Here is a 23030-nt window from a genome sequence, read left to right on the forward strand (position 1 = left end):
ATAACATATATGGCATCTCACAGTGAATCAATAATCAGGGAACCATTAATTACGGGCAAGAATATTACCTATGCCCAGATAACTAATGAGGTTTTACTCCCTGTAGAAAATAAACCCAACAAAGCCTGGTGGATAGGTTTCACCGTGGCCAGCTTAGGCGCCATGCTTTGGGTAGTAAGTATAAGCCTTACCTTTTGGTATGGTTTGGGCGAGTGGGGCCTTAACAAAACCGTAGGTTGGGCATGGGATATCACCGGCTTCGTATGGTGGGTAGGTATCGGTCACGCCGGTACACTTATCTCGGCGGTGTTGTTGCTGTTCCGTCAAAACTGGCGTAACTCCATTAACCGTTCGGCCGAGGCGATGACCATCTTCGCGGTAGTCTGCGCCGCTACATACATCGTAGCGCACATGGGTCGCCCCTGGTTAGCTTACTTTACATTACCGCTGCCAAACCAGTATGTACTTTGGGTAAACTGGAACTCGGCACTGATGATGGACGTGTTCGCGATCTCAACTTACTTCTCGGTATCATTAGTATTCTGGTACACAGGTTTATTACCTGATATTGCCAGCATACGTGACCGTGCAGTACCGGGTCTTCGTCGTCGCATCTATTCAATACTATCATTCGGCTGGACAGGTTCAGTAAAAACCTGGCAGCGTTTTGAAACTGTATCATTGATCCTTGCAGGTATATCAACGCCACTGGTACTTTCGGTACACACCATCGTATCATTTGACTTTGCCACCTCGCTTGAGCCGGGATGGCACACCACCATCTTCCCGCCATACTTCGTTGCGGGTGCAATCTTCTCTGGTTTCGCCATGGTACAAACCCTGTTGCTGGTTACCCGTAAAGTATTAGGTCTTGAAAATTATATCACGATGTTCCACATCGAGTCAATGAACAAGATCATCACCCTTACAGGTTCAATAGTAGGTGTGGCTTATATCACTGAGTTCTTCATCGCGTGGTACTCTGGTGTTGAGTACGAGCAATATGCTTTCATTAACCGTGCAACCGGTCCGTACTGGTGGGCATACTGGAGCATGATGTCATGTAACGTGATCTCTCCACAGCTGTTCTGGTTCAAAAAACTACGTACCAGCATTCCATTCTCATGGGCGCTTTCAATCGTAGTGAACATCGGTATGTGGTTTGAGCGTTTTGTGATCATCGTAACCTCATTACACCGTGATTACATTCCATCAAGCTGGGTGATGTTCTACCCAAGTTGGGTTGACGTAGGTGTGTTTGTTGGTTCAATTGGTTTGTTCTTCACCATGTTCCTGCTGTTCATCCGCTTCCTGCCTTCAGTGGCAATGGCCGAGGTGAAACTGTTGCTGAAAACATCAAGCGAGCAGGCTAAGAAAAAACTGATCGACGGTGGTCACCTTGATCCGGAACACGTGAAAGATTATACAGATGCGTTAAAAAAGTATGACAGCGTTGACCTGGCAGACTACGAAACTATAAAATAATGAGCAGCACAAAATTTATATTAGGCCATTTTGACGATCCGGATGATATGATGCACGGGATCGAGAAGCTACAAAAAAATAGCATACCTATTTATGATGTGTATACGCCAATGCCTATACACGGTATCGAAGCTAAATTAGGTATCAAAGATTCACGTTTGGGTTATGCCGCGTTTTGCTTTGGCTGCCTTGGCGCCTCAGTAATATTCAGCATTGTTTACTATACTTTGGTGCACGATTGGCCGATGAACATCGGCGGTAAGCCAAACTTCCCGATGCCGGTATTTGTACCGTTCACTTTTGAGTGGACCATTTTGTGGACTGCCTTTGGTATGGTGTTTACGTTTTTTGCTGCTACGCACCTTTTCCCGGGCCGTGCACCACGTGTTATGGACCTGCGTGCAACTGACGACAGATTTATTATAGCTGTTGACGCTAAAGGGAACATACCACATGATGATATAACCAATTTGTTAAAAGAAGCTGGAGCTGTTGAAATAAAGCATAACGAAAGGAAGTATGTTAGCTATGAATAAAATTAAGATATTGGGCATTACAGCCTTCTCTATCGCTGCATCGATATTAGTAACATCATGCAAAGACAAGAGAAGTACAGGTTGGGAATACGCTCCCAATATGTACAGGCATATAGCGTACGACCCGGATCAGGCCAACCCTAACTTTGCTGATGGCAAAACCGCGCAGGTACCACCAAAAGGTACTATACCTGTAGGCTTTGTTCGTTTTGATTTTCCGAACACCAAAGGCGGTTATGATAGTGCCAGTGTAGTAGTTAAAAACTTATTACCGGCTACCAAAAAGAATTTTGAAGACGGTAAAGTATTATACGAGCATTTTTGCTCGCCATGCCATGGTATAAAAGGTGAGGGTGATGGTTTAGTGGTAGCTCATGGCTATCCTGCTCCTCCATCATACTCAAAAGGGCAGTCATCACGCGGTGGTGCCATGAAAGACCTTACCGATGGTAAAATTTATCATACGATCACTTACGGTGTAAACGCAATGGGATCTTACGCTTCGCAACTGTCGCCGCAGGAGCGTTGGAAAGTTGTTGCCTATGTTCACCATTTACAAACTTTATAATACTTAATATTAATGGGTACTCATACAAGTATTGACGAACGATACGAATTTTCAGGTAAGTTAAAAACCTGGAGTTTAATAGCCATAGTTATTGGCGTGGTGGGAGTTGCCTACGGTTTTTTAGCCGGTGGCGATTCGATACAACGCACGTTCAGTAACTTATTGCTTATGAGCTATTACTTTGCGTGTGTATGTACAGCCGCTGTATTCTTTTTATCTTACCAATACGTGGCGCAAGCCGGTTGGTCAGCTTCAATATTGCGTGTACCACAGGCTATGGCTAAAGTATTACCGGTTGCGGCTGTTATATTGATATTGGTTGCCGCGGCAGGTTTGTTCACCACACATACCGTTGTGAATGAAGAAGGCCACGAAGAAATAATGCCTTACCTGTACGGCCACTGGGCTGCACACGGTTTAACTGATGTTAACAGCGAGCATTACGATGCTCTTATCGCCGGTAAATCAGGCTTCCTTAACATTCCTTTCTTTTTTGTAGTAGTAGCGGGCTTAACTTTCCTTTACTCATTATTTGGCCACTTGCTGGTTAAATACTCAACTAACGAGGATGAGCTGGGTGGTATGTTCAACTACAATAAGAGCTTTAAAATGTCATGTATATTCCTGGTGATCTTCGGTTTTACCTTCCCGATCTTCTCTTTCGATATGATCATGTCATTAGAGGCACACTGGTTCTCAACCATGTTCGGTTGGTATAACTTAGCGGCTATGCACGTAAGCGGTTTAGCGGTTATTACCCTGATAGTACTTTATCTGCGTAACAAAGGTTACATGCAGTGGGTTACTGAAAACCACCTGCACGATCTGGGTAAACTGATGTTCGCTTTCTCTATCTTCTGGACTTATGTTTGGTTCTCTCAGTTCTTCCTGATCTGGTACGCCAACATGCCTGAAGAAACTGTATACTTCTACAAACGTTGGGAGCCTGAATACAAATGGTGGTTCTGGTTAAACATTGTGTTAAACTTCCTGTCGCCATTGTTACTATTAATGTCGCGTGATGCTAAACGTTTGGCAGGCAGATTAAAGATCACCGCCATCGTTATCCTGATCGGTCACTGGTTAGATTATTACCTGATGATTATGCCGGGTACTATTCACCATAGCCCGGAACACGAAGTTCATATCTGGGATATGTACGGCATCCAGGAATTGTTTATAGCGATAGGCTTTGCAGGTTTGCTTACTTTCTTTACGTTCAACTCGTTAAGCAAGTTCAAATCGCTTATCCCTAAAAAACATCCGTTCCTTGAGGAGAGCTTACATCACCACATATAAATATTGTTAACTTTGCACTCAAAATACAGAATACCAAACAAAGCAGTAAAATGGCATTCAAAAAACTTATAAATTCTAAAAAACTACTTTCGCTATTCGCGATGCTGACCCTTTTTGGCACTCAGGTGTTGATGGCACAGGTTGAATCAACAACCAAAGCCGCAGAGGGGGCACCAGCCGCTGCTGCCAACGCTGCCGATAAGCCAAGCGTTTGGGCAGGTCCGTTCTATTATATTCTGCTATTTTTAGTAGTATGTTGCGCGGTTGACATTGTTGGTAAGATATTACGTGTGTACGATCTTACAAAACAAATTCAAGGCAAAAAGCAAATGAACTGGAATAACATTACAGGTATCCTGTTCCTGTTGTTCCTGATACTTGGTTTATATGGCTCATACTGGTCGTTCACCACTCAGGGTGCTATGATATTGCCATCAGCAGCATCAGTACACGGCGAAGGCCTTGATACCATGTTCTATGTAACCTTTGGTATCACAACTACAGTATTTATAATTACCCAGATATTACTGTTCGGTTTTGTATTTAAATACCGCGGTTCTGATAAACGTAAGGCAACTTACTATCCGCATAACAATACTATCGAAGCTGCGTGGACTATCGCTCCGGCCATTGTACTTACCGTACTGGTAGTGTTTGGTTTTACTACCTGGAGAAAGATCACTAACCACGTTGATGCCGAAGGCGAAACCGCTTCTATCGATATTGAGGTTGTTGGCCATCAATTTGCCTGGGAGCTGCGTTACCCTGGTAACGACCAAAAGCTTGGTAAAATGAGCTACAAACTGGTTAGCGGTACCAACAAAGTAGGTGTTGACTTTAAAGATAAAAACTCGATGGATGACCTGGTTGCCGATACATTGGTAGTGCCGGTTAACAAATCTATCCGTTTAAATATACACGCTCAGGATGTTATCCATAGTGTTTACATGCCTCATTTCCGTGTACAATTGAATGCTGTACCGGGCTTGCCAACTTTCTTTAAGTTCACCCCAACGGTTACAACCCGCGAAATGAAGGCTAAAGAAGATAATGCAAAATTTGAGTACTTGCTGTACTGCAACAAAATTTGCGGTGGTGGCCACTACAACATGCAAAAAGTGGTACGTGTTGTTACCGAAGCCGAGTATCAAAAATGGCTTGCACAGCAAAAACCTTATCTGACCGACGCGTTGAAGAAAGAGTTGCATTTTGCTGAAACAGAGCAAAAGGAAGAAAAGTCAGAAAACAGGTTAGCATTAAACAATTAATATAAAAGAATTAGCGATTATGTCAACATTATCAGTTCAGGATCATCACGGAGTACACCACGACGAACACGGTCACGAACATCATCATGATACTTTCCTGACCAAATATATATTCAGTCAGGATCATAAAATGATTGCCAAGCAATTCCTTATTACAGGTATTATAATGGCAGTATTTGCTATGCTATTGTCAATCCTTTTCAGGATACAGTTAGCATACCCTGATAAAGCATTCCCTTTGATGGAAACCATCTTAGGCCGTTTCGCGCCTGAAGGCCGTATGGACCCTAACTTCTACCTGTCGTTAGTTACCATTCACGGTACCATCATGGTATTCTTTGTATTAACCGCTGGTTTGTCAGGTACTTTCAGTAACCTGCTTATTCCATTACAATTAGGTGCGCGTGATATGGCTTCGCCTTTCATGAACATGCTTTCATACTGGTTATTCTTCATCGCGAGTTTGGTAATGATCGGTTCTTTCTTTATCGAGAAAGGCCCTGCCGGTCCGGGTTGGACTATCTATCCACCGCTTTCGGCCCTGCCAAAAGCAATGCCGGGTTCAGATATGGGTATGACCATGTGGCTGATCAGTATGGTATTATTCGTAGCCTCACAGTTAATGGGTGGTATAAACTACGTTAGTACTGTATTAAACATGCGTACTAAAGGTATGGATCTTTGGAAAATGCCGCTTACTATCTGGGCTTTCTTTCTTACTGCTATCCTTGGTGTATTAGCATTCCCTGTACTGGTTGCCGGTGTGGTATTATTGATATTTGACCGCAGCGTTGGTACAAGCTTCTATTTATCTGACATTGTATTGGGTGGCGTGCCTCAACCTTTCGAGGGTGGTAGCCCTATCCTGTTCCAGCACTTATTCTGGTTCCTGGGTCACCCTGAGGTATACATCGTAATTATGCCTGCGTTGGGTATCTCGTCTGAGATCATCGCTACCAACTCACGTAAACCTATCTTCGGTTACCACGCGATGGTTTACTCACTGGTTGGTATCACTGTACTATCATTCATCGTATGGGGTCACCACATGTTTGTTACGGGTATGAATCCGTTTCTGGGTGGTGTGTTCATGATCACTACACTGATCATCGCGGTACCATCGGCAGTAAAAACATTCAACTATCTGGCAACTTTATGGCGCGGTAATATTCGCTTTACCCCGGCTATGATGTTCGCTATCGGTTTGGTATCATTCTTCATCTCGGGTGGTTTAACAGGTATTTACCTGGGTAACGCCGCGCTGGATATCAACCTGCACGATACTTACTTCGTAGTAGCTCACTTCCACCTGGTAATGGGTTCGGCGGCTATATTTGGTATGCTTGCCGGTGTTTACCACTGGTTCCCTAAAATGTTCGGCCGTTTAATGGACGAGAAACTGGGTTACCTGCACTTCTGGATCACTTTCATCGGTGCTTACCTGGTATTCTTCCCGATGCACTTTATGGGTCTGGATGGTGTGCCTCGTCGTTACTACGCTTTCACCGAGTTCGAATCATTTGAGCGTTGGTTGTCAGTAAATACATTTATTACATGGGCGGCCATCATGGCAGCTGTGGCGCAGGTAGCATTCCTGTTCAACTTCTTCTACTCGATATTCTTCGGTAAGAAAACCACACAAAACCCTTGGAACTCAAACACGCTTGAGTGGACAACTCCTATCGAGCGTATACACGGTAACTGGCCTGGTGAAATACCAACTGTTTACCGTTGGCCTTACGACTACAGCAAGCCTGGCCACGATGAGGACTTTATCCCTCAAACTGTGCCTTACTCTGAAACTATGAGCTCAAACCTGCCTCACGACTTTGAAAACAATCCTGTAGGCATGGAGGAGTACAACAAATGGACAAATACACAAAGATCTAACGAAGAAGTAAAATAAGCTTCTTCGGGGCCTTTACTGATCTGATTTTTTTAGGGTATCTGTACCGGAATAATTCCCTGGCAGATACCCTAAATTTTTAGGAATTATAATGAGTAACAACAAAGCAAAGAACAGATTTCAGACGATAACCCTTATCACTGTTATTTTGCTTTTTTTAACGATACTGGCCGGTGGCGTTGTGCGCAGCACAGGCTCGGGCATGGGTTGCCCCGATTGGCCTAAGTGCTTCGGTGGCTACATTCCGCCTACTGATGTATCGCAACTGCCAAAGGATTATAAAGAGCAATACGTAAAGAAACGCGAGTTGAAAAACCAGCGTTTCGCTAAAACGCTCGACCTTTTTGGCTACAATGATATGGCTCGCCGTATACGTGAAGACCGCTCGATACTGATACCAGAGGAATTCAATGCCGCCAAGACCTGGACAGAGTATATCAACCGTTTGGTGGGTGCTGTTTGCGGTATATTTTTATTGCTGAGCGCCATCTACTCATTCAAGTATTGGAGCAGCAATAAACTTATTGTAGTGTTGAGCGTACTGAATTTGTTTTTGGTAGTGTATCAGGCATGGCTGGGTTCCATCGTAGTGTCAACAAATTTAGTTGCGTGGATAGTTACGGTGCATATGTTATTGGCTATAGCTATTTTAGCCATCAGCATAACCACATACCACATGGTTAAAACATTAGGTCGCCCGCGTATTCATAAAAAAGGGATAATTTACGTAATAACAGTGATCGCCCTGGTGCTTTCGCTGATACAGATAGCCATAGGCACAGAGGTGCGCGAAAAGATAGATTCGGTATCTGACCATTTATTGGGCGGCTACCGCGAAACATGGGTTGAAAACGCCGGTGAGATATTTCATAATCACCGTAACCTGGCTTTATTCGTGCTGATAGTGAATGTGCTGCTATACGCTTTGCTGCGTAAAAATTTCAGTCGCCATTCTATTCAGCAGCAGTTTATGAGCTTTACGTTTTTAATGATCATGCTGCAAATAGTTACCGGTGTGGTGTTATCATACTGGGCGTTGCCGCCGTTCGCGCAGGCATCGCACATATTGCTGGCCAGCCTGGTGTTTGGCGCGCAGTTCTATTTATTCCTGAACTTATACCGTTCAGTTGATGTGCAAGGAGGGAGAGGATGAAAGCGGGAGATTTTTCAAAACTAATTAAGCTAAGGCTTACCTTTTTGGTAACGTTCTCGGCATCTATATCATTCCTTATCGGCAGTAAGGTAAACGGCGTTATTGAGTGGAAAAACTGGGTAATGCTTATTATAGGCGGTTTCCTGGTTACATCGGCAGCAAATGGCTTTAACGAGATCATCGAAAAAGACCTTGATAAACTGATGAAACGTACCAGCGACAGGCCAATACCTGCCGGCCGTATGACCACCGGGCAAGCACTTGTGCTTAGTTTATTTATGGGCATATTTGGTACTTACCTGTTAGGTAGCCTTAACCCAACGGCAGGTTTTTTATCAGTGTTTTCGATATTGCTTTACGCATTTGCTTACACGCCGTTAAAGCGTAAATCGCCTATCGCGGTGTTTGTGGGTGCTATACCGGGTGCATTGCCGCCGCTTATTGGCTATGTGGCCGCGCATCCAAAAATTGATGAAATAGCGCTGGTATTGTTCGCGGTGCAATTTGTATGGCAGTTTCCGCACTTTTGGGCTATTGCCTGGGTGTTAGATGATGATTATAAACTGGCAGGTTTCCGTTTGTTGCCTTCGGGTAACAGGGATATTGTTAGCGCAGTGTTCGCCTTTGTATCAACGGTAATCATGCTGCCGATAAGCTTGCTGCCAACTTATTATGGCTACGGCGGTATGTATGTTGGTGTGGTATCGTTAATTTTGAGTTTGGTATTTTTGTACCAGGGCTTTATGCTGATGCGCAACCGCGATATCAAATCGGCCAAAAGCCTGATGTACGGTTCGTTTTTATACCTGCCGGTGGTACAATTGATGTTTTTATTTGATTTTATAGGAAAAGTGTAATGATGATGGCTCAGATACAGCAAAAGGACAGAGAAGATTATACAGCCAAGAAATTTGTGATGTGGCTTATCGTGTTCTCATCGTTCATGGTATTTGCTGCATGGACAAGTGGTTTCATTGTTTATATAGGAGGAAAAGGGCAGGGGCTTAATCTCAAAATGCCTACCACTTTCTTGTATAGCACAGTTACCATTATTTTAAGCAGCGTAACTATGTTTTTGGCGTCAAAGGCAGCAAAGGCATTGAAGTTTGCTCAACAAAGAATGTTTTTAATACTCACCATAGTATTAGGAATAGTATTCTTTGTTTTACAACTAACCGGTTGGAATGATTTGGTGAGCATAGGTGCTTATATTGTAAACAATAATGCAGCTCAATCATTTATTTATATACTAAGCGGCGCTCACTTATTGCATATTGTAGCCGGCTTGTTGTTATTGCTTAATTCACTGGTAGGCAGCTACCGTAATATATCGCAGGTAAAGCGTATTTTTTGGATGGATATGTCAGCTATATTTTGGCATTTTGTCGATATTATATGGATTTATCTGTATGTTTTTTTACTTTTGAACCAGAAATAATTAATTCTACAAACGAGTACAAATGAGTACAACAGTATCACAAATTGATCAAGTTAAGACTACGCCGTGGGCCGGAGGTCGTGAACCTTTTTCGGTAGAGTACGGTAAAATGATGATGTGGTTCTTCCTGTTATCGGATGCTTTCACTTTCTCATCATTATTAATAGCTTATGGTGCTTTGCGTTTCAGCGCGGATGTGTGGCCATCAGCCGAGCTGGTTTTCCAATCAGTTCCGGGTATGATAGATCACGGCGCTCCGCTGGTTTTCGTAGGTATCATGACGTTCATACTCATCATGAGCTCGGTTACTATGGTATTGGCTGTTGAGGCCGGCCATCGTAATGCTAAAAAGGAAGTATCGTGGTGGATGATAGCTACCGTTATTGGTGGTTTCATGTTCCTGGGTTGCCAGGCTTTAGAGTGGGCACACTTACACCACGAAGGTTTTTGGTGGGGCAGCGTTCCGAAGGAGCTCGATCACTTCTTTAAGGAGGGTGCCGTTTCAGCAACCTATACACAACAATTTGCTAATCTGTTTTTCACTATTACCGGTTTCCACGGTTTCCACGTATTTAGTGGTGTTATCATCAACATCGTTATCCTGATCAACGTATTGGCAGGCACATACGAGCGTCGTGGTAGTTACCTGATGGTTGAAAAAGTTGGTTTATACTGGCACTTTGTAGACCTTGTTTGGGTATTCGTATTTACCTTCTTCTATTTAGTTTGATCTATTTAACTGATAAATAAAAAAGAAATTATGTCAGCACAACATACAGAAGCTCACGCGCATGATGAGCACGGCCACGAAGAACATGCTTCAATGAGCCGCGGAAAAATCTGGCAGGTGTTTTTCATCCTGCTTGGTATTACCGTAATTGAGTTCATCATCGCTCTATCATTGGTTCCAAGCGGTACTATTCCGTTAAACATAGCCAACCCTATCTACATCATTCTTACTTTGGCTAAAGCATTCTACATTGTAGCATACTTTATGCACTTAAAGTTTGAAAAGGTAGGCCTGATCTACTCATTAGTAGTGCCTATATTGTTCATTATCGGTTTGATCCTTGTACTTACAAACGAAAGCCACCACTGGATCGATCTTATTAGATAATGCGTAATTCCGGCTTAGGAAAGAAATTGATAATCCTGGTACTCATACTTGCAGTACCGGGATTTTTATATTATTTACTTACCGTTGGCGGTAAAAACCGTTATAAAGGGCTTAATTATTTTGGCCCCAAAAAGCTTTCGGGCTCGTTCCATAAGTTTCACGGCGAAAAGATACCTGACACTACTTACCACAAGCTACCCGATTTTTCACTGTCTGATCAGTACGGTAAGCCTGTAACCACTGCCGGGTTTGAGAAAAAGATATTTATAGCCAGCTTTTTTTATACCGGTTGCCCTGATGTTTGCAAAAACATTAACGATAACGTGCGTAAACTGGCGCTCAATTACCGCAAGAATGATATGGTATACTTCCTGTCCATATCGGTAGATCCGCAGCATGATACGCCTGAGAAGTTAAAAGAGTATGCCACCCGATACAAGGATATACCTGCCGGTAAATGGTTGTTTTTAACGGGCGATACTTCTTCGGTATATAACCTTGCCCGCAACGGCTTTTTGGTGAACGCGCTTAAGGTGAACGATAAGGAGTTTGTATTTAGCGATAAGCTGATACTGATTGACGCGGAGAAGCATATTCGCGGCTACTACACCGGTACATCGGCGCCGGAGGTGAATAAGTTAAATGATGAGATAAAAGTGCAGATAGCCGAGGAACTGCGCAAAATAAAAGCCCCTAATTGATTGTTGAGATGAGTGATAAATTCATATTCCGTTTTGTAGCTGCTGTGTCGGTGTTTGTTTTACTGGTGGTGATCATCCTCAACCGTAAAATAATACCTGCCCCTGCCGAGCTGCCCTCATTCACTTATTTTTTACCAAAACTGAATGCCATATTTAATGGCACCTGTTCGGTGTTATTGTTGATATCTCTTTATTACATTAAAAAGGGCAACATTAGCATGCACAAAAAGGTGAATATTGCTGCGTTCTGTTTATCATCATTATTCCTGGTATCGTACATCCTGTTTCATTACCTGGCGCCCGAAACCAATTTTGGTGATATTAATGGCGACCATATTGTAACCGATGCGGAGAAAGCGCAGGTTGGTGGCATACGCTACATATACTTTATAATTTTAATTACGCACATTATACTTGCGGCAGGCGTACTGCCGTTAATATTGTTGAGTTTTTACCGAGGCCTGCAAATGCAGGTTGAAAAACACCGCAAACTGGTTAGGTGGACATTCCCGATATGGCTGTATGTTACCATTACCGGCGTGGTAGTTTACCTGATGATATCGCCGTATTACCATTTTTAATTAACTTTGCTATATGAAGGCTTTTAAACTGTTTTTTGTGGCCATGGTTGCCGGTTTAATATTGCTTAGCAGCGATGTTGTAATGGCGCAATGCGCTATGTGTTCGGCCACCGTTGAGTCCGACGCGCAAAATGGCGGTAACGAAACAGCAGGCCTTAACAATGGTATACTTTACCTGCTGGCTATGCCTTACATAGCGGCTGCTATTGGCGGTTATGTTTGGTACAAAAAGTATCGCCGTAAAGAAAACGTTGAGCTTAACATGCGAAACGAAAAGCTGCATCTTAACTAAAAAATCTGCCCTCTTGCAACAAGCGGTCAGCCCTTAATACTACCTATGATAAAAAAGGAAACGCTTGATTTTTTAAAAGACCTCGCCCAAAACAATAACCGCGACTGGTTTATGGCCAATAAGGCCCGCCACGATCAGGCCCGCGAAAATGTAATTGAGTTTGCCGCCATCCTGATCAAGGAGCTGGCTAAGGCAGACCCGAACATTAATACAGATGTTGATCCTAAAAAAGCTGTATTGCGTATATACCGCGATGTTCGCTTCAGTCCGGATAAAACACCTTACAAAAAGAATTTCGGTATAACTATTCCGCGCCAGCACCCTAACGGCAGCCGTGGTTCTGAATACTATGTGCAGATAGAGCCGGGCAATTCATTTATTGCCGGTGGCTACTGGATGCCCGAGGCCAATCACCTAAAGGCCATAAGGCAGGAGATAGACTATAATGCCCACGAACTGAAAGAGATAGTTGACGCCCCGGAATTCATCAAACTGTTCGGCCATTTTCGTGATCAGGAGAAACTGAAAACCAACCCGCGCAATTATGCTGCCGATAACGAGAATATTGAACTGTTAAAGCTAAAAAGCTTTGTAGCCTGGCGTAAGCTTACCGATAGCGAGGTGATCAAGAAGGATATTGTAGCCAACGTAGCATCGGTATGTAGCCACATCTACCCGCTTAACGTTTTCCTGAATAATGCAATCGTTTAAACTATGAAGATAAAGTACCTTTTCGCTTTTTTATTTGCAGCGCTGCTATTCCAGTCCTGCGTTATTTTATCCCCTAAAAAACACAAAGCCATGCTGGCGCAGATCGACTCGCTAAGCCGTCGCTCTGAAACGCTTGAAGAAGAACTGTCGCGCCTGAAAGGTGATTCGACAAGACTTACCCGCGAGCTGGCCGAACTGAATGGCAATTACAAAACCCTTAACACTAACTATGCCGCAAGCTCAAGCAAGGTTAACCAGCTATCAAGCGACCTGCAAAAGCGTGAGGCCCGGTTAAAAGAGGTTGAGGAGATACTGCGCAAGCGCGATGAAGCTACCAATGCCCTCAAGAATAAACTGCAAAAAGCATTGCTTGGTTTCCAGGAGAGTGGTCTTTCTGTTGATATACGTAACGGCAAGGTGTATGTATCATTAACTGATAAATTGCTGTTCCCTTCGGGTAGTATTGTGATAGATGATAAGGGTAAGCAAGCCCTTACACAACTGGCTGCCGTATTGAATAAAGAAGCCGACATCAATATATCCGTTGAAGGGCATACCGATAACAAGAAGATCAAAAACCTTGGCCAAATAAAAGATAACTGGGATTTGAGCGTACTGCGCGCTACCTCAGTAAGCCGCTTTTTAACAGAGGAGCAACATATTGATCCGGCACGTATAACGGCTACGGGTAAAGGTGAATTCCAGCCTATTGACCCGGGTACTTCGGCAGAAGCTCTTTCTAAAAACAGGCGTATTGAAATTGTACTTAGCCCTAAACTGGATGAACTGTACAACCTGATAACAACAAAATAAGTAATACACTCAATACAAACAGAAAGGGATCGTTACCAAATAACGATCCCTTTTTTATGCTGTAAGTATTCTACTTAAAAAATAGGAGGCACAGTTTGCATCAATGAGCTGAAGGTTACCAGCTTGTTCTCAAAGCGTTGTTGCTGCTCGGCCTGAAAGCCGTCAAGGTGGTTAGTAAAATAGGCTTCTACGTTCTCCAATTTATCGGCATGGTATTGCACGCAGTAGGTTACACCCTCGTTAGGCGAATCCATTACGTGTAAAATATTATGTTGCTTAAAGTGGCCGGTAGCCATAATAGCGGGCAACTGGGTTTGCTGCATCCAGGTAAGCCACTCGGTATGGCTGGCTTCTTCCACAATAACGGTTTCGTTGTAAATGATCATGCTGCAAAAATATAAAAAATATCAGGTGCCCTGCCCATCGCCACGCAACACCCTGAAACGTTTGCGCGCCTCGTTAAGCCACAAACTACCCGGATAGTCGGTCACTATTTTCTGGTAGTAGGTTTTGGCCAGCTCCTTATTGTTCAAATTATTCTCGTACAAATCGCCCAGCATAAACACCGCGTCATCAGCCCAAAGGCTGGTTGAGTGCGTGTCGGCAATGGTTTTCAGGTTAGTGCTTGCCGCCGCGTAATCTTTTTTATTGATCATGATGCGGGCTTTGGCCATCAGTATATCATCGCCTAACGAATTACCCGGATACTTAACATCAATGCTATCCAGCGTTCGCATGGCTTTTTCGGGCTGATCGGCAAAAATCTGCATATCGGCACGGGCATACATTTTAAGCGCTGCGCCGGTACTGTCGTTAGTTAAATAATCGGTTATCAGTAATTGCAGATTAAGTGCATCATTAGCTATCAGCTTTGATGTGGCGGCTTTTAACACACCCAGCTGCCCCCTGGCATATTCCAGATCGCCGGTATAATAGGCCAGCTTGGCATTGCGCAGCTTGGCATCCTGCTCGGTTTCACTGTCGGGCTTATCCTTTTCAACCTGGCTGTATAGCAATGTGGCTTCCCAGGGCTTGCCGTTAAGCAGGTACACATCACCCAGATCAAGCTTGCAGGTAGCCAGTGTTTGCGCGTTCAGGCCCGGCAGGGCAATGGCTTGCTGTAGCAGTTGCTGAGCATCATTCAACTTATGCAGTTTAAAGGCTTGCAGGTTAGCCAGTCGTTTCATGGCAAATACGGTAGATGGTGTTCGCCCGAATTGCGTGAGCAGATCCTTGTAATCCTGCTCCAAACTTGCCAGATCAGCCGCGGTATACGCGCCCGATGTTATCTTTTGACTTTTGGCATCGGTTAACTCAATTTTGGCGGGGATGAACCAGCGCTCCGTTTGCCCTTTGGCTACCACGTATTCATACCCGCGGATAGCCTCATCATAAGCCTTGTTCTCAACCAGTATGCGACATAGTTCAACGATGCTTTCGCCATCGGTATTGCTGCGGCGGTTTAGGGCGATAGCCTGATTAACAGCCTGATCATACTCCTTTTGCTGCAAAAATAACCACGTAAGCAGATCGGTATACGCAACCTGAGATGGGTCTTTTTGTATACGTTTAAACAGCGCCGCCTTTAATACATCGTAATCTGCATCCTCAAACAGTGCCTGCATGGTATTCTTGGCCTGGCTGGCATACCCCGGATTTTGAGGAAGAAAATTCATATACTCCTCAATCAACGATGCCTTATCACGATTGTATCGGTACAGCGTGATCAGCTCATGGCTAAAGGATGAGTTGTTATTCAGCAGCTTGCGCCCCTGCTTAAAGGCTTTAATGGCGTACTCCATATTACCGCTTTGATACAGCTGCATCCCGATCATGGATACCGCCCCCGGCTCGGCAGGCATCTTGCTGATCATGTCGTTGTAAATGCCATTAGCCTTATCAGTGTCGCCCTTTTGGGTATAGATGTTGGCCAGCTTTAGCGTGTACTCACTCTCATCAGGAAACTTTTTGATCATCTTTTTAGTGATGCTCTCCGCCTCGTCAAATTTTTTGAGGGCGATAAGGTTGTTCACATAAAAAGGGTAGTAGGCTTCGTTCTCTTGTTTGTACAGTTTCTGGTATATCTCGTAGGCCTTTTGTAATTCGCCGTTGGTGCTGTATTGCTGGGCCAGTTTAAGCTCATTATTTTGCGCATGGAGCAGACTGCTGCAAAGCATCATCAGGGCAATAAATATAAGGGTGCGCAGCTTATCCATCCTTTCAAAAATACCGTTTTCAAGTATTAAACGCAGCGTTGCGTAAATTTATGTTTACGCGGGTAAAATTGTGGTGACACTTTGGCCATATAATTTTAAAATGCATTAATTTAACATTTTATAACGTGGCTTGATGAGTGTAATGATGCGTTTTTGGCGCCTGATGTTTTGTGTACTGATACTTGCCGGAGTGGTTTCATGTCGTGAAAAAACACCGGAGAAGATCCCTATTCTTGATTTTTTTAAGACGCCCGATCGCTCATTCTTCCGCATATCGCCTGATGGTAAGTATATATCGTACCTAAAATCGCACAACGGCAAGCAAAACCTGTTTGTACAATCGTTGGTTGATGGCAAGGGCCGTATGGTTACCGAGTTTAGCGACAACCCCGTTACCGATTACTTTTGGACATACAACAACCAGATAATTTATAGTCGTGATATGGTGGTTACCGATAGCCTTACCATGTTCGCGCTGGATGTAAATACCTTTAAAACTCGCCAGGTATTCACGGGCTACAAGGTAAAGTTCAGGCTGTTGAGCCGCAGCCGTGTTGATCCGGATATACTTACGGTAAGCTTAAACAAACGCGACGAAGGCATTTTTGATGTATATCACCTCAACATACGCACCGGTGCCTTAGAGTTGTACATTACCAATCCCGGCGATATTACCGACTGGATAACTGATACCGATGGCCGTATCCTGCTGGCACGTGCATCCGATGGGGTGAACACCACCATATTATACCGCCCGGATGAAAAAACTCCCTTTAAACCCGTAGTGGTAAGTAATTTCAGGGATGCGATAAAGCCTATCGCTTTTACAGGTAACAGCAAGGTGTTCTACGCCTTGTCGAACTTGTTTCAGGATAAGATGGCACTGGTAAAGATTAATGCCGAAACAGGTAAGCAGATTGAGGTGGTTTATAAGGATGACCGCGCGGATATTATGTATGTGGAATATTTTAAGGATAAGCACCGCATGGATTTTGCCGCCTGGGAGGAATCGAAACCACAAAAGCACTTTTTTAGCGACAGCGTAAAGGCCCTCTACGATAAGATAAGTGTTAACTTTAAAGGCAACGAAACCCGTATTGTTGACCGTGATAGTGCCGAAAAGAAGTTCATCGTTTACACATACTCCGACCGCGACCCGGGATCATATTACCTGTACGATAATGCTACCGCCAAGCTTACCCGCCTCGGCGAAATGAATTCGAGCATAGAGCCTGCCCAAATGTCGGATATGAAGCCGATAAGCTATACCGCCAGCGATGGTTTGCTGATAAACGGTTACCTAACCCTGCCGCAAGGTAGCGATGGTAAAAACCTGCCGGTTGTGGTAATGCCGCATGGCGGCCCCTGGGCACGTAGTACCTGGGGCTATAACTCCGAGGTGCAGTTTTTGGCCAACCGTGGTTACGCGGTGCTGCAAATGAATTTCCGTGGTTCGGCGGGCTATGGTAAGGCTTTTCGTAATGCGGGCTTTAAGCAGGTAGGCGGCAAAATACAGCAGGATATTACCGACGGGGTGAATTGGCTTATCGAGCAAAAAATAGCCAACCCTAAACGTATCGCCATATATGGCGGCGGTTTCGGTGGGTTCTCGGCCTTGTACGGGGTATCATTTAATCCGGATATGTACCGCTGCGCCATTGTACAAAACGGGTTGATCAACTTTTTTACCTTTATAAAGGATGCCCCGCCGTTTTTTAAACCATACCTTAAAATGACCTACGAAATGGTAGGCAATCCCGAAACGGATGCCGAGCATTTACGTGCCATATCGCCGGTTTTTCATACCGATAAAATTAAAGTACCTTTAATGATATTACAGGGCGGTAAGGATATACGATCAAACATTACCGAGCTGAACCAGTTTGTACTTGAATTACGCAAAAAGAAGGTGCCGGTGAACTATATACTCAAAAACGACGAACGCTCATTCTTCCGTAACGAGGATAACCGTATTTTGATGTATACCGAAATGGAGAAATTCCTCGAGGCCAATCTGTCGGCTAAAAATTAAGCCATACCATGGTTAAGGCGCAACGCAATCTGTACCGTAAAAACTTTTCGTTGATCATCATCTTTATGGTGCTGATAACCATTTTGCTGGTCATTGCCTTTATTACCGCCTACAGCCTCACGGGCAAGTATGTCGAAAATGAGTTTTCCTCAAAAAAGATAGATGTGCTGGAGCAAACTATATCGCCGTATAACGATTTCTTTCAGAATAAGATTCCCGAGGTATCCAACTATCAGGGTTTTTTAGATTCATCGTCGGCTGCTACTTATGCTTCGTCGGTATTTACCAATTTCGCCTTTGTGCGTCGGGTGGTTTTTTACGATATACGCATTGGCAAACGCCCCGGTAAGCGTAACAGGCTGGGTATATTCGTGCAATCGGTATATGAATTTACGCCCAATTGGCCCAAGGTTAACAGTGTTGAGCGCTACAGCCCATCAAACGAGGCCGATTTCAGGGCCATGGCAGGCCGCCTGAACGATTTTATTAACCATGCCGATACATTGACCGTGCCATCGCAAAACGAGGTATTCCGCACGTTTTATGACGTTAAGCCCGATAAGATATCATACCTCAATGTACCGCGCCGACAGGACATCAAGATGTATAAGGAGATGCAGAAAAGCAATCAGCAATCCTTTTTTAAACAAAACATGATGACCTTTTTGCTCGACCCCCGGTACATACGGGTAAAGAACCCGCACCGGGAGCTTTATCAAAAAATATCAGTGGAGCCGGTTGTGTATGATCCGTTATATATCGAGCAAACTAAAATAGTAACAGAGGTTGCCCTGCCGGGGGCTTTTTCAAATTATAAGCTCTACTTCGTGTCGGATAGGTCGCACCTTACCAACGAGATCAACCGGCGCTTTATGCCTATTGGTGGCATCGCCTTGCTGATCTATTTCTTTTTACTGTTGACGGCATGGCTTATCTACCGTAACCTGAACGTGAATTTGAAGTTGTTTAAGCTTCAATACGATTTCATTAACAACTTTACGCACGAATTTAAAACCCCGGTAAGTGTGATCAAGATAGCGGGATCAAACCTGCGTGGCGAGAACCCCCTGAGCGAACGCCAGTTAAAACATTACGGCCGCATATTGGATGAGGAAGCCGACAAGCTGAACGAGCTGATGAACAGGCTGCTATCATTCACGCAATTGGAGAACCGCTCGATAGCGACAAAGAAGGAAGGTATCGATATTGAGAGCTTTATTAAGCGGTATATCGAAACGTTCAGTATCAAATACCCTGATTTTCAGATCAGCCTGAATATTGAGGATGATGCCAACTTTTTTAATGCCGACCCGGTAATGCTGGGCAGTGTTTTTCAGAATTTGATGGAGAATGCGTACAAATACTCGCACCCTCAAAAAAAGGTTTTGGACATTAAAATATGGCGCGAAAAAAAGAATGTACACTTTTCATTCGCCGATCAGGGTATAGGCGTGCCCAAAACAGAATTAAGTAATATATTTAAGAAATTTTACCGCCTCGAAAACCAATATAACCAAAACGGCAGCGTTGGCCTGGGCTTGGCTTTTTGTAAGGAACTGGTTAATTTTATGGATGGCGACATCCTGATTAAAAGCAAAGTAAACCAGGGGTCGGAATTTATTGTTATACTCCCATATCAAACATAATACATGAGTAAGGAAATTAAAATAGCGTTGGTTGAGGATGACGAGAACCTGCGTTTTCTGGTGGCCGAGCGCCTCGAATCAGAAGGATATAAAGTGTTGGAGGCCTCAAACGGTGAGGATGCCGAACAGGTAATAATTGATGAGCAGCCCGATATTGTGTTGTTAGACTGGATGCTGCCCGGCAAACAAGGATCGGACGTGTGCAGCAGCATACGCGAAAAGGGCTTTGATAAGCTGGTGATCATGATGACGGCCAAGGCACAGGATGTGGACAAGATAGAGGCCTATAACTTCGGCGTGTCCGACTATATTACCAAACCCTTCAACATGGATGTGCTGATAGCGATGATCGATAACAAGATCAAGTTCTCGCTAAACAGCGACAAGGCCGAATCATACCGCTTTGCCGGTATGGAGCATCACCCGAATACTCACCTACTGATAAAGGATGGCCGCAAGGTTGAGCTTACCATTTTAGAGAACCGTATATTACTTTACTTCCTGAAAAACAAGAACAAGGTAATAAACCGCGAAGAACTGATGATGGAGGTTTGGGGCTACAATGCCGATGTTAACACCCGCACGCTGGATATGCACATTGTGCGCCTGCGTAAAAAGATAGAGGATAACCCCGATTCGCCGCAGTTTTTACAAACGGTAAGGGGGATAGGCTATAAATTCTCGCACGAATAAAAAGCATAAAAAAGAAGGCCCGGCAATGAATATCGCCGGGCCTTAAACTTAACATATATAGCTGGATGGTTAGTAGCTCTTTTAGTACTGCCACAAGGTCAGCTCCCAGTCCATAAGCGATTTCTTGATCCGCTCCGACTCGTAAAGCCTGTCAATACCCTGGGCATAATCTTTAATACGTTCGTCCTTCTCATTAGATGCCTTAACGATGTAGCTGCTAAACAGCCTCTTTAAAAATACATCGTCAAAGCTAAGGCCTGTCGCGTCATTATTGCGGCTAACAGCCTCCTTGGTAGCCAAAACCTGCCTTGCTTCAGGGAAATATACCCAGAATGCCGGTTGGTAATCAGTTTCCAAACCTTCAACCTGGAACCTGATCAGTGGTGCTATACCTATAATACGCGGCTCAAATACCGAACGTTGCTTATCAAAAACCCAATCCTCCTTAATGCGGAACTTGATCACGCTATCCGGGTTAAACTCACCTGCCTGTACCCTTGAACCTATTTTGTTGCCATCGGCATCAAACTGATCAACCACGGCGCTATCGGCCATGCGTGCTTTTGCCTGCCCACCGGTTAACGGCGTTGAAAATGCATCACCGCTTGGGTCGCCTTTGGCCGGGTTTGGTGTTGGGTCGTATGCGGTAAGTTCACCGGCATCAATAGCAGCCATCAGCACATCTATCAAACGTGATTTTGGCGAAGCCAGGTACTGGTTCATTTTTTCGCGCACATCAATTTCGCGCCATACGCGTTTAGCGAATATAACATCGGCCTGGCGCAGGTTAGGGTAAGGGGTAACCTTACGCTCCTCAAAATTAGTTTTGGTGTAATACCCATCAAGCGGGCGATCATACGCCTGTGCAACGCTATCCGCGGCATGCGCGGCATTGGTAGGTGCCGGTTTGGTGTTACCCGGCGCAGGCTTGGTTTGCGCGAAAGAGGTGGCTGTAAACGCCAAACCCAATGCTATGATCAACAATTTCTTCATCGTTCCTGTCAAATTAATTTGCAGATATTACTATATCATCCAAACCGCGTTGCGAGCCATCAGGACCCACGGCCATAATATCAGTAAATATAACCTTTGTTCCCGGTGTTACGGTATTTAAGGCTGCGCGCATCTGCGGGCTAACGCTGCCACTGGTTGAGGTAACCTTTATCACATCCTGACGTGGCTTGGCCAGCAACAGGCTGAAACGGGTAACTTCAAACTTAGCATCAAATTCAAAATTCTCTAAACGGGCAAATAAACGCTCCTGGCCGCGAATGTTGGCAGAGCTGGTGCTGCCACCACTTTTGCCGGCAAACATGGCTTTAGGGTCGGGTATACGTTTCACCCTGAATTCGGTTACGCCCAATACCTGGGTTTTACCCGGGGCAACCTCGCCCGATACAGAAACCTTTACAGTACCTATTGAGCTAACCGTAGCGGTATATTTACCGTTAGCGCCTTTAATGGTAGCGCCCGGTGCGCTAACACGTAATTTTTCGAGCGGTACACCCGGGGCTGATACCGAAATAGGGTTTGGTACACCAATGTACAACACGTTCATTTTATCAGGCGATACTACTGCCGATGGCTTGGCTACCTGATACTCCTGCATTGGTAACTGGTAAGTTTTGGTCTGCCCATCGGTACCAACAACCTTAATAGTACCTGAGTATTTAAAGAAGCCCTCTTTGCTGGTGTTAACCGTGTATTTACCACGACCTTCAGACACCTGTAAGGTAGAGCCGTTAACGGTGATGGTAGGGTTGCTTTTTGAATCGTAAGCCGTCAGGAATATCTCGGCAGTGTATGGCTGGCCTGCTACCACGTAGCTTGATGGCGCAACTGCAACAGCCGCGAATTTATCAAGGTTTACTACGGCCTGGTCTACCTTGCCTAATAGTTTCTTTACAACCTCATTCTCGGCATTCTTAGCGTCCGATTGTATTTTTGATAGCGTAGTCAGCGTAGCGCCCAGCGGAATACCATTGCCAAAGTAAGCTTGTTGCCAGCTTTTTTTGGTATTACCCGGCGTAGTTTTTGGCTCGGTGGTGTTCAATGAAAAATTCACACCATCACGATCCTTAGCGTCAAGTAAGGCTAACAGCTTATCGCGGGTTTCTTCTATCTTTTGTTTTAGTACGTCAGCATTTTTACCGTTGATCATGATGCGGGGCGAAATGTCAAGGTTATCGCGTTTTTCAACGTCGCCTGTAGTTTCGTTAATGCCACCGCCTTCTTCAACCAGTTGTTTACGTAACGATTCAACGTAGGCATCCAGTTCCTCACTTATCTTACTGGCCTCTTTAGCCTTATCATATATCGGTTTGGCTCTCTCGGGCTGCTCCTTTAACTTGGTTTGCTCAAAGGCGCTGTAGGTGTTTTGTATACTGGTGCTAACGTTAGTACGCGACTGATCTAAGCTGTCGGTTATATTTTTAAAGGCATCCAGCAAACTATCCGGTACGTTAAGGGCAACCAAGCCCAAAAGCACCAGGTAGAGGATGCCTATCATTCGTTGTCTGGGGGTTTGTTTGCCTCCGGCCATGTGTTATTCTTTAATATATTGGGTTGATACTAA

At 44.5% G+C, this 23030-nt stretch carries 23 protein-coding genes; 19 read left to right on the top strand and 4 right to left on the bottom strand.

Features of this window, described 5'->3' with window-relative positions:
* The first annotated feature begins 9 nt into the window (after positions 1–9).
* From nrfD to IM792_RS14440, 16 genes are all read left to right on the top strand, one after another.
* Positions 10–1485 (top strand): NrfD/PsrC family molybdoenzyme membrane anchor subunit, encoded by a 1476-nt coding sequence (gene nrfD / locus IM792_RS14365; protein WP_194102576.1) that lies wholly within the window; start codon positions 10–12, stop codon positions 1483–1485.
* Positions 1485–2021 carry a DUF3341 domain-containing protein gene (locus IM792_RS14370; RefSeq protein ID WP_194102577.1) on the top strand — a complete coding sequence of 179 codons (537 nt, stop codon included), beginning with the start codon at positions 1485–1487 and terminating at the stop codon, positions 2019–2021. The genes nrfD and IM792_RS14370 overlap by 1 nt, the downstream gene beginning before the upstream one ends.
* The gene (locus IM792_RS14375) at positions 2014–2589 is read left to right on the top strand and encodes a cytochrome c (RefSeq protein ID WP_347343816.1); all 576 of its coding nucleotides are present in this window, start codon (positions 2014–2016) and stop codon (positions 2587–2589) included. Before IM792_RS14370 ends, IM792_RS14375 begins: the two co-directional genes overlap by 8 nt.
* Before the next feature lie 12 nt (positions 2590–2601).
* On the top strand, positions 2602–3888 hold the full coding sequence (locus tag IM792_RS14380) for a quinol:cytochrome C oxidoreductase (protein ID WP_194102579.1): 1287 nt from the start codon (positions 2602–2604) through the stop codon (positions 3886–3888).
* A gap of 50 nt (positions 3889–3938) precedes the next feature.
* Positions 3939–5156 carry a cytochrome c oxidase subunit II gene (locus IM792_RS14385; RefSeq protein WP_194102580.1) on the top strand — a complete coding sequence of 406 codons (1218 nt, stop codon included), beginning with the start codon at positions 3939–3941 and terminating at the stop codon, positions 5154–5156.
* A 19-nt stretch (positions 5157–5175) separates the two neighbouring features.
* A complete protein-coding gene (locus IM792_RS14390) occupies positions 5176–7062 on the top strand; it encodes a cbb3-type cytochrome c oxidase subunit I (RefSeq protein WP_194102581.1) in 1887 nt (628 codons plus the stop codon).
* Between the two features lie 91 nt (positions 7063–7153).
* The gene (locus IM792_RS14395) at positions 7154–8215 is read left to right on the top strand and encodes a COX15/CtaA family protein (protein WP_194102582.1); all 1062 of its coding nucleotides are present in this window, start codon (positions 7154–7156) and stop codon (positions 8213–8215) included.
* The gene (cyoE, locus tag IM792_RS14400; protein ID WP_194102583.1) at positions 8212–9072 is read left to right on the top strand and encodes a heme o synthase; all 861 of its coding nucleotides are present in this window, start codon (positions 8212–8214) and stop codon (positions 9070–9072) included. Before IM792_RS14395 ends, cyoE begins: the two co-directional genes overlap by 4 nt.
* Positions 9072–9653, top strand: coding sequence for a cytochrome c oxidase subunit 3 (locus IM792_RS14405; RefSeq protein ID WP_347343817.1), 582 nt, complete (start codon positions 9072–9074; stop codon positions 9651–9653). Before cyoE ends, IM792_RS14405 begins: the two co-directional genes overlap by 1 nt.
* Before the next feature lie 22 nt (positions 9654–9675).
* Positions 9676–10383, top strand: coding sequence for a cytochrome c oxidase subunit 3 (locus IM792_RS14410; RefSeq protein WP_194102584.1), 708 nt, complete (start codon positions 9676–9678; stop codon positions 10381–10383).
* Positions 10384–10413: 30 nt separating this feature from the next.
* A complete protein-coding gene (locus IM792_RS14415) occupies positions 10414–10770 on the top strand; it encodes a cytochrome C oxidase subunit IV family protein (RefSeq protein WP_194102585.1) in 357 nt (118 codons plus the stop codon).
* On the top strand, positions 10770–11471 hold the full coding sequence (locus tag IM792_RS14420) for an SCO family protein (RefSeq protein ID WP_194102586.1): 702 nt from the start codon (positions 10770–10772) through the stop codon (positions 11469–11471). Before IM792_RS14415 ends, IM792_RS14420 begins: the two co-directional genes overlap by 1 nt.
* 8 nt (positions 11472–11479) lie before the next feature.
* On the top strand, positions 11480–12052 hold the full coding sequence (locus tag IM792_RS14425) for a DUF420 domain-containing protein (protein ID WP_194102587.1): 573 nt from the start codon (positions 11480–11482) through the stop codon (positions 12050–12052).
* A 13-nt stretch (positions 12053–12065) separates the two neighbouring features.
* Complete coding sequence (locus IM792_RS14430; protein WP_194102588.1) at positions 12066–12344, top strand: hypothetical protein; 279 nt, start codon at positions 12066–12068, stop codon at positions 12342–12344.
* Positions 12345–12389: 45 nt separating this feature from the next.
* A complete protein-coding gene (locus IM792_RS14435) occupies positions 12390–13055 on the top strand; it encodes a DUF2461 domain-containing protein (protein WP_194102589.1) in 666 nt (221 codons plus the stop codon).
* 3 nt (positions 13056–13058) lie between these two features.
* Positions 13059–13868, top strand: coding sequence for an OmpA family protein (locus tag IM792_RS14440; RefSeq protein WP_194102590.1), 810 nt, complete (start codon positions 13059–13061; stop codon positions 13866–13868).
* A 74-nt stretch (positions 13869–13942) separates the two neighbouring features.
* Here the strand turns inward: IM792_RS14440 and IM792_RS14445 are convergent, their stop codons facing one another.
* Together IM792_RS14445 and IM792_RS14450 are read right to left on the bottom strand one after the other, a co-directional pair.
* Positions 13943–14254 carry a DUF4286 family protein gene (locus IM792_RS14445; protein ID WP_194102591.1) on the bottom strand — a complete coding sequence of 104 codons (312 nt, stop codon included), beginning with the start codon at positions 14252–14254 and terminating at the stop codon, positions 13943–13945.
* 21 nt (positions 14255–14275) lie between these two features.
* Entirely contained in the window at positions 14276–16084 is a 1809-nt protein-coding gene (locus IM792_RS14450) for a tetratricopeptide repeat protein (protein WP_194102592.1), read from the bottom strand.
* Positions 16085–16226: 142 nt separating this feature from the next.
* Here IM792_RS14450 and IM792_RS14455 point away from each other — a divergent pair, with 142 nt between their 5' ends.
* Genes IM792_RS14455 through IM792_RS14465 form a run of 3 tightly spaced genes read left to right on the top strand, consistent with a single transcriptional unit; the run spans position 16227 to position 20455 of the window.
* A complete protein-coding gene (locus IM792_RS14455) occupies positions 16227–18116 on the top strand; it encodes a prolyl oligopeptidase family serine peptidase (RefSeq protein ID WP_194102593.1) in 1890 nt (629 codons plus the stop codon).
* Positions 18117–18124: 8 nt separating this feature from the next.
* Positions 18125–19762 (top strand): HAMP domain-containing sensor histidine kinase, encoded by a 1638-nt coding sequence (locus IM792_RS14460; RefSeq protein ID WP_194102594.1) that lies wholly within the window; start codon positions 18125–18127, stop codon positions 19760–19762.
* A 3-nt stretch (positions 19763–19765) separates the two neighbouring features.
* The gene (locus tag IM792_RS14465; protein WP_194102595.1) at positions 19766–20455 is read left to right on the top strand and encodes a response regulator transcription factor; all 690 of its coding nucleotides are present in this window, start codon (positions 19766–19768) and stop codon (positions 20453–20455) included.
* 81 nt (positions 20456–20536) lie between these two features.
* On the opposite strand, the gene gldN is transcribed toward IM792_RS14465, so the two are convergent.
* Together gldN and gldM are read right to left on the bottom strand one after the other, a co-directional pair.
* A complete protein-coding gene (gene gldN / locus IM792_RS14470) occupies positions 20537–21448 on the bottom strand; it encodes a gliding motility protein GldN (RefSeq protein ID WP_194102596.1) in 912 nt (303 codons plus the stop codon).
* 13 nt (positions 21449–21461) lie between these two features.
* A complete protein-coding gene (gene gldM / locus IM792_RS14475) occupies positions 21462–22997 on the bottom strand; it encodes a gliding motility protein GldM (protein WP_194102597.1) in 1536 nt (511 codons plus the stop codon).
* Positions 22998–23030: the final 33 nt, after the last annotated feature.

Source organism: Mucilaginibacter sp. JRF (assembly GCF_015223065.1).
In the GTDB taxonomy this organism is placed as follows: Bacteria; Bacteroidota; Bacteroidia; order Sphingobacteriales; family Sphingobacteriaceae; genus Mucilaginibacter.

What these genes read in the sequence shown, in the direction of transcription:
- IM792_RS14370 (WP_194102577.1), top strand. Translation starts at nt 1,485, where the DNA reads ATGAGCAGCACAAAATTTATATTAGGCCATTTTGACGATCCGGATGAT.
- IM792_RS14435 (WP_194102589.1), top strand. Translation starts at nt 12,390, where the DNA reads ATGATAAAAAAGGAAACGCTTGATTTTTTAAAAGACCTCGCCCAAAAC.
- IM792_RS14460 (WP_194102594.1), top strand. Translation starts at nt 18,125, where the DNA reads ATGGTTAAGGCGCAACGCAATCTGTACCGTAAAAACTTTTCGTTGATC.
- IM792_RS14445 (WP_194102591.1), bottom strand. Translation starts at nt 14,254, where the DNA reads ATGATCATTTACAACGAAACCGTTATTGTGGAAGAAGCCAGCCATACC.
- gldM (WP_194102597.1), bottom strand. Translation starts at nt 22,997, where the DNA reads ATGGCCGGAGGCAAACAAACCCCCAGACAACGAATGATAGGCATCCTC.
- IM792_RS14425 (WP_194102587.1), top strand. Translation starts at nt 11,480, where the DNA reads ATGAGTGATAAATTCATATTCCGTTTTGTAGCTGCTGTGTCGGTGTTT.
- IM792_RS14385 (WP_194102580.1), top strand. Translation starts at nt 3,939, where the DNA reads ATGGCATTCAAAAAACTTATAAATTCTAAAAAACTACTTTCGCTATTC.
- gldN (WP_194102596.1), bottom strand. Translation starts at nt 21,448, where the DNA reads ATGAAGAAATTGTTGATCATAGCATTGGGTTTGGCGTTTACAGCCACC.
- IM792_RS14380 (WP_194102579.1), top strand. Translation starts at nt 2,602, where the DNA reads ATGGGTACTCATACAAGTATTGACGAACGATACGAATTTTCAGGTAAG.
- IM792_RS14430 (WP_194102588.1), top strand. Translation starts at nt 12,066, where the DNA reads ATGAAGGCTTTTAAACTGTTTTTTGTGGCCATGGTTGCCGGTTTAATA.
- IM792_RS14390 (WP_194102581.1), top strand. Translation starts at nt 5,176, where the DNA reads ATGTCAACATTATCAGTTCAGGATCATCACGGAGTACACCACGACGAA.
- IM792_RS14375 (WP_347343816.1), top strand. Translation starts at nt 2,014, where the DNA reads ATGAATAAAATTAAGATATTGGGCATTACAGCCTTCTCTATCGCTGCA.
- IM792_RS14420 (WP_194102586.1), top strand. Translation starts at nt 10,770, where the DNA reads ATGCGTAATTCCGGCTTAGGAAAGAAATTGATAATCCTGGTACTCATA.
- IM792_RS14395 (WP_194102582.1), top strand. Translation starts at nt 7,154, where the DNA reads ATGAGTAACAACAAAGCAAAGAACAGATTTCAGACGATAACCCTTATC.
- nrfD (WP_194102576.1), top strand. Translation starts at nt 10, where the DNA reads ATGGCATCTCACAGTGAATCAATAATCAGGGAACCATTAATTACGGGC.
- IM792_RS14465 (WP_194102595.1), top strand. Translation starts at nt 19,766, where the DNA reads ATGAGTAAGGAAATTAAAATAGCGTTGGTTGAGGATGACGAGAACCTG.
- IM792_RS14455 (WP_194102593.1), top strand. Translation starts at nt 16,227, where the DNA reads ATGATGCGTTTTTGGCGCCTGATGTTTTGTGTACTGATACTTGCCGGA.
- IM792_RS14440 (WP_194102590.1), top strand. Translation starts at nt 13,059, where the DNA reads ATGAAGATAAAGTACCTTTTCGCTTTTTTATTTGCAGCGCTGCTATTC.
- IM792_RS14405 (WP_347343817.1), top strand. Translation starts at nt 9,072, where the DNA reads ATGATGATGGCTCAGATACAGCAAAAGGACAGAGAAGATTATACAGCC.
- IM792_RS14450 (WP_194102592.1), bottom strand. Translation starts at nt 16,084, where the DNA reads ATGGATAAGCTGCGCACCCTTATATTTATTGCCCTGATGATGCTTTGC.
- IM792_RS14415 (WP_194102585.1), top strand. Translation starts at nt 10,414, where the DNA reads ATGTCAGCACAACATACAGAAGCTCACGCGCATGATGAGCACGGCCAC.
- cyoE (WP_194102583.1), top strand. Translation starts at nt 8,212, where the DNA reads ATGAAAGCGGGAGATTTTTCAAAACTAATTAAGCTAAGGCTTACCTTT.
- IM792_RS14410 (WP_194102584.1), top strand. Translation starts at nt 9,676, where the DNA reads ATGAGTACAACAGTATCACAAATTGATCAAGTTAAGACTACGCCGTGG.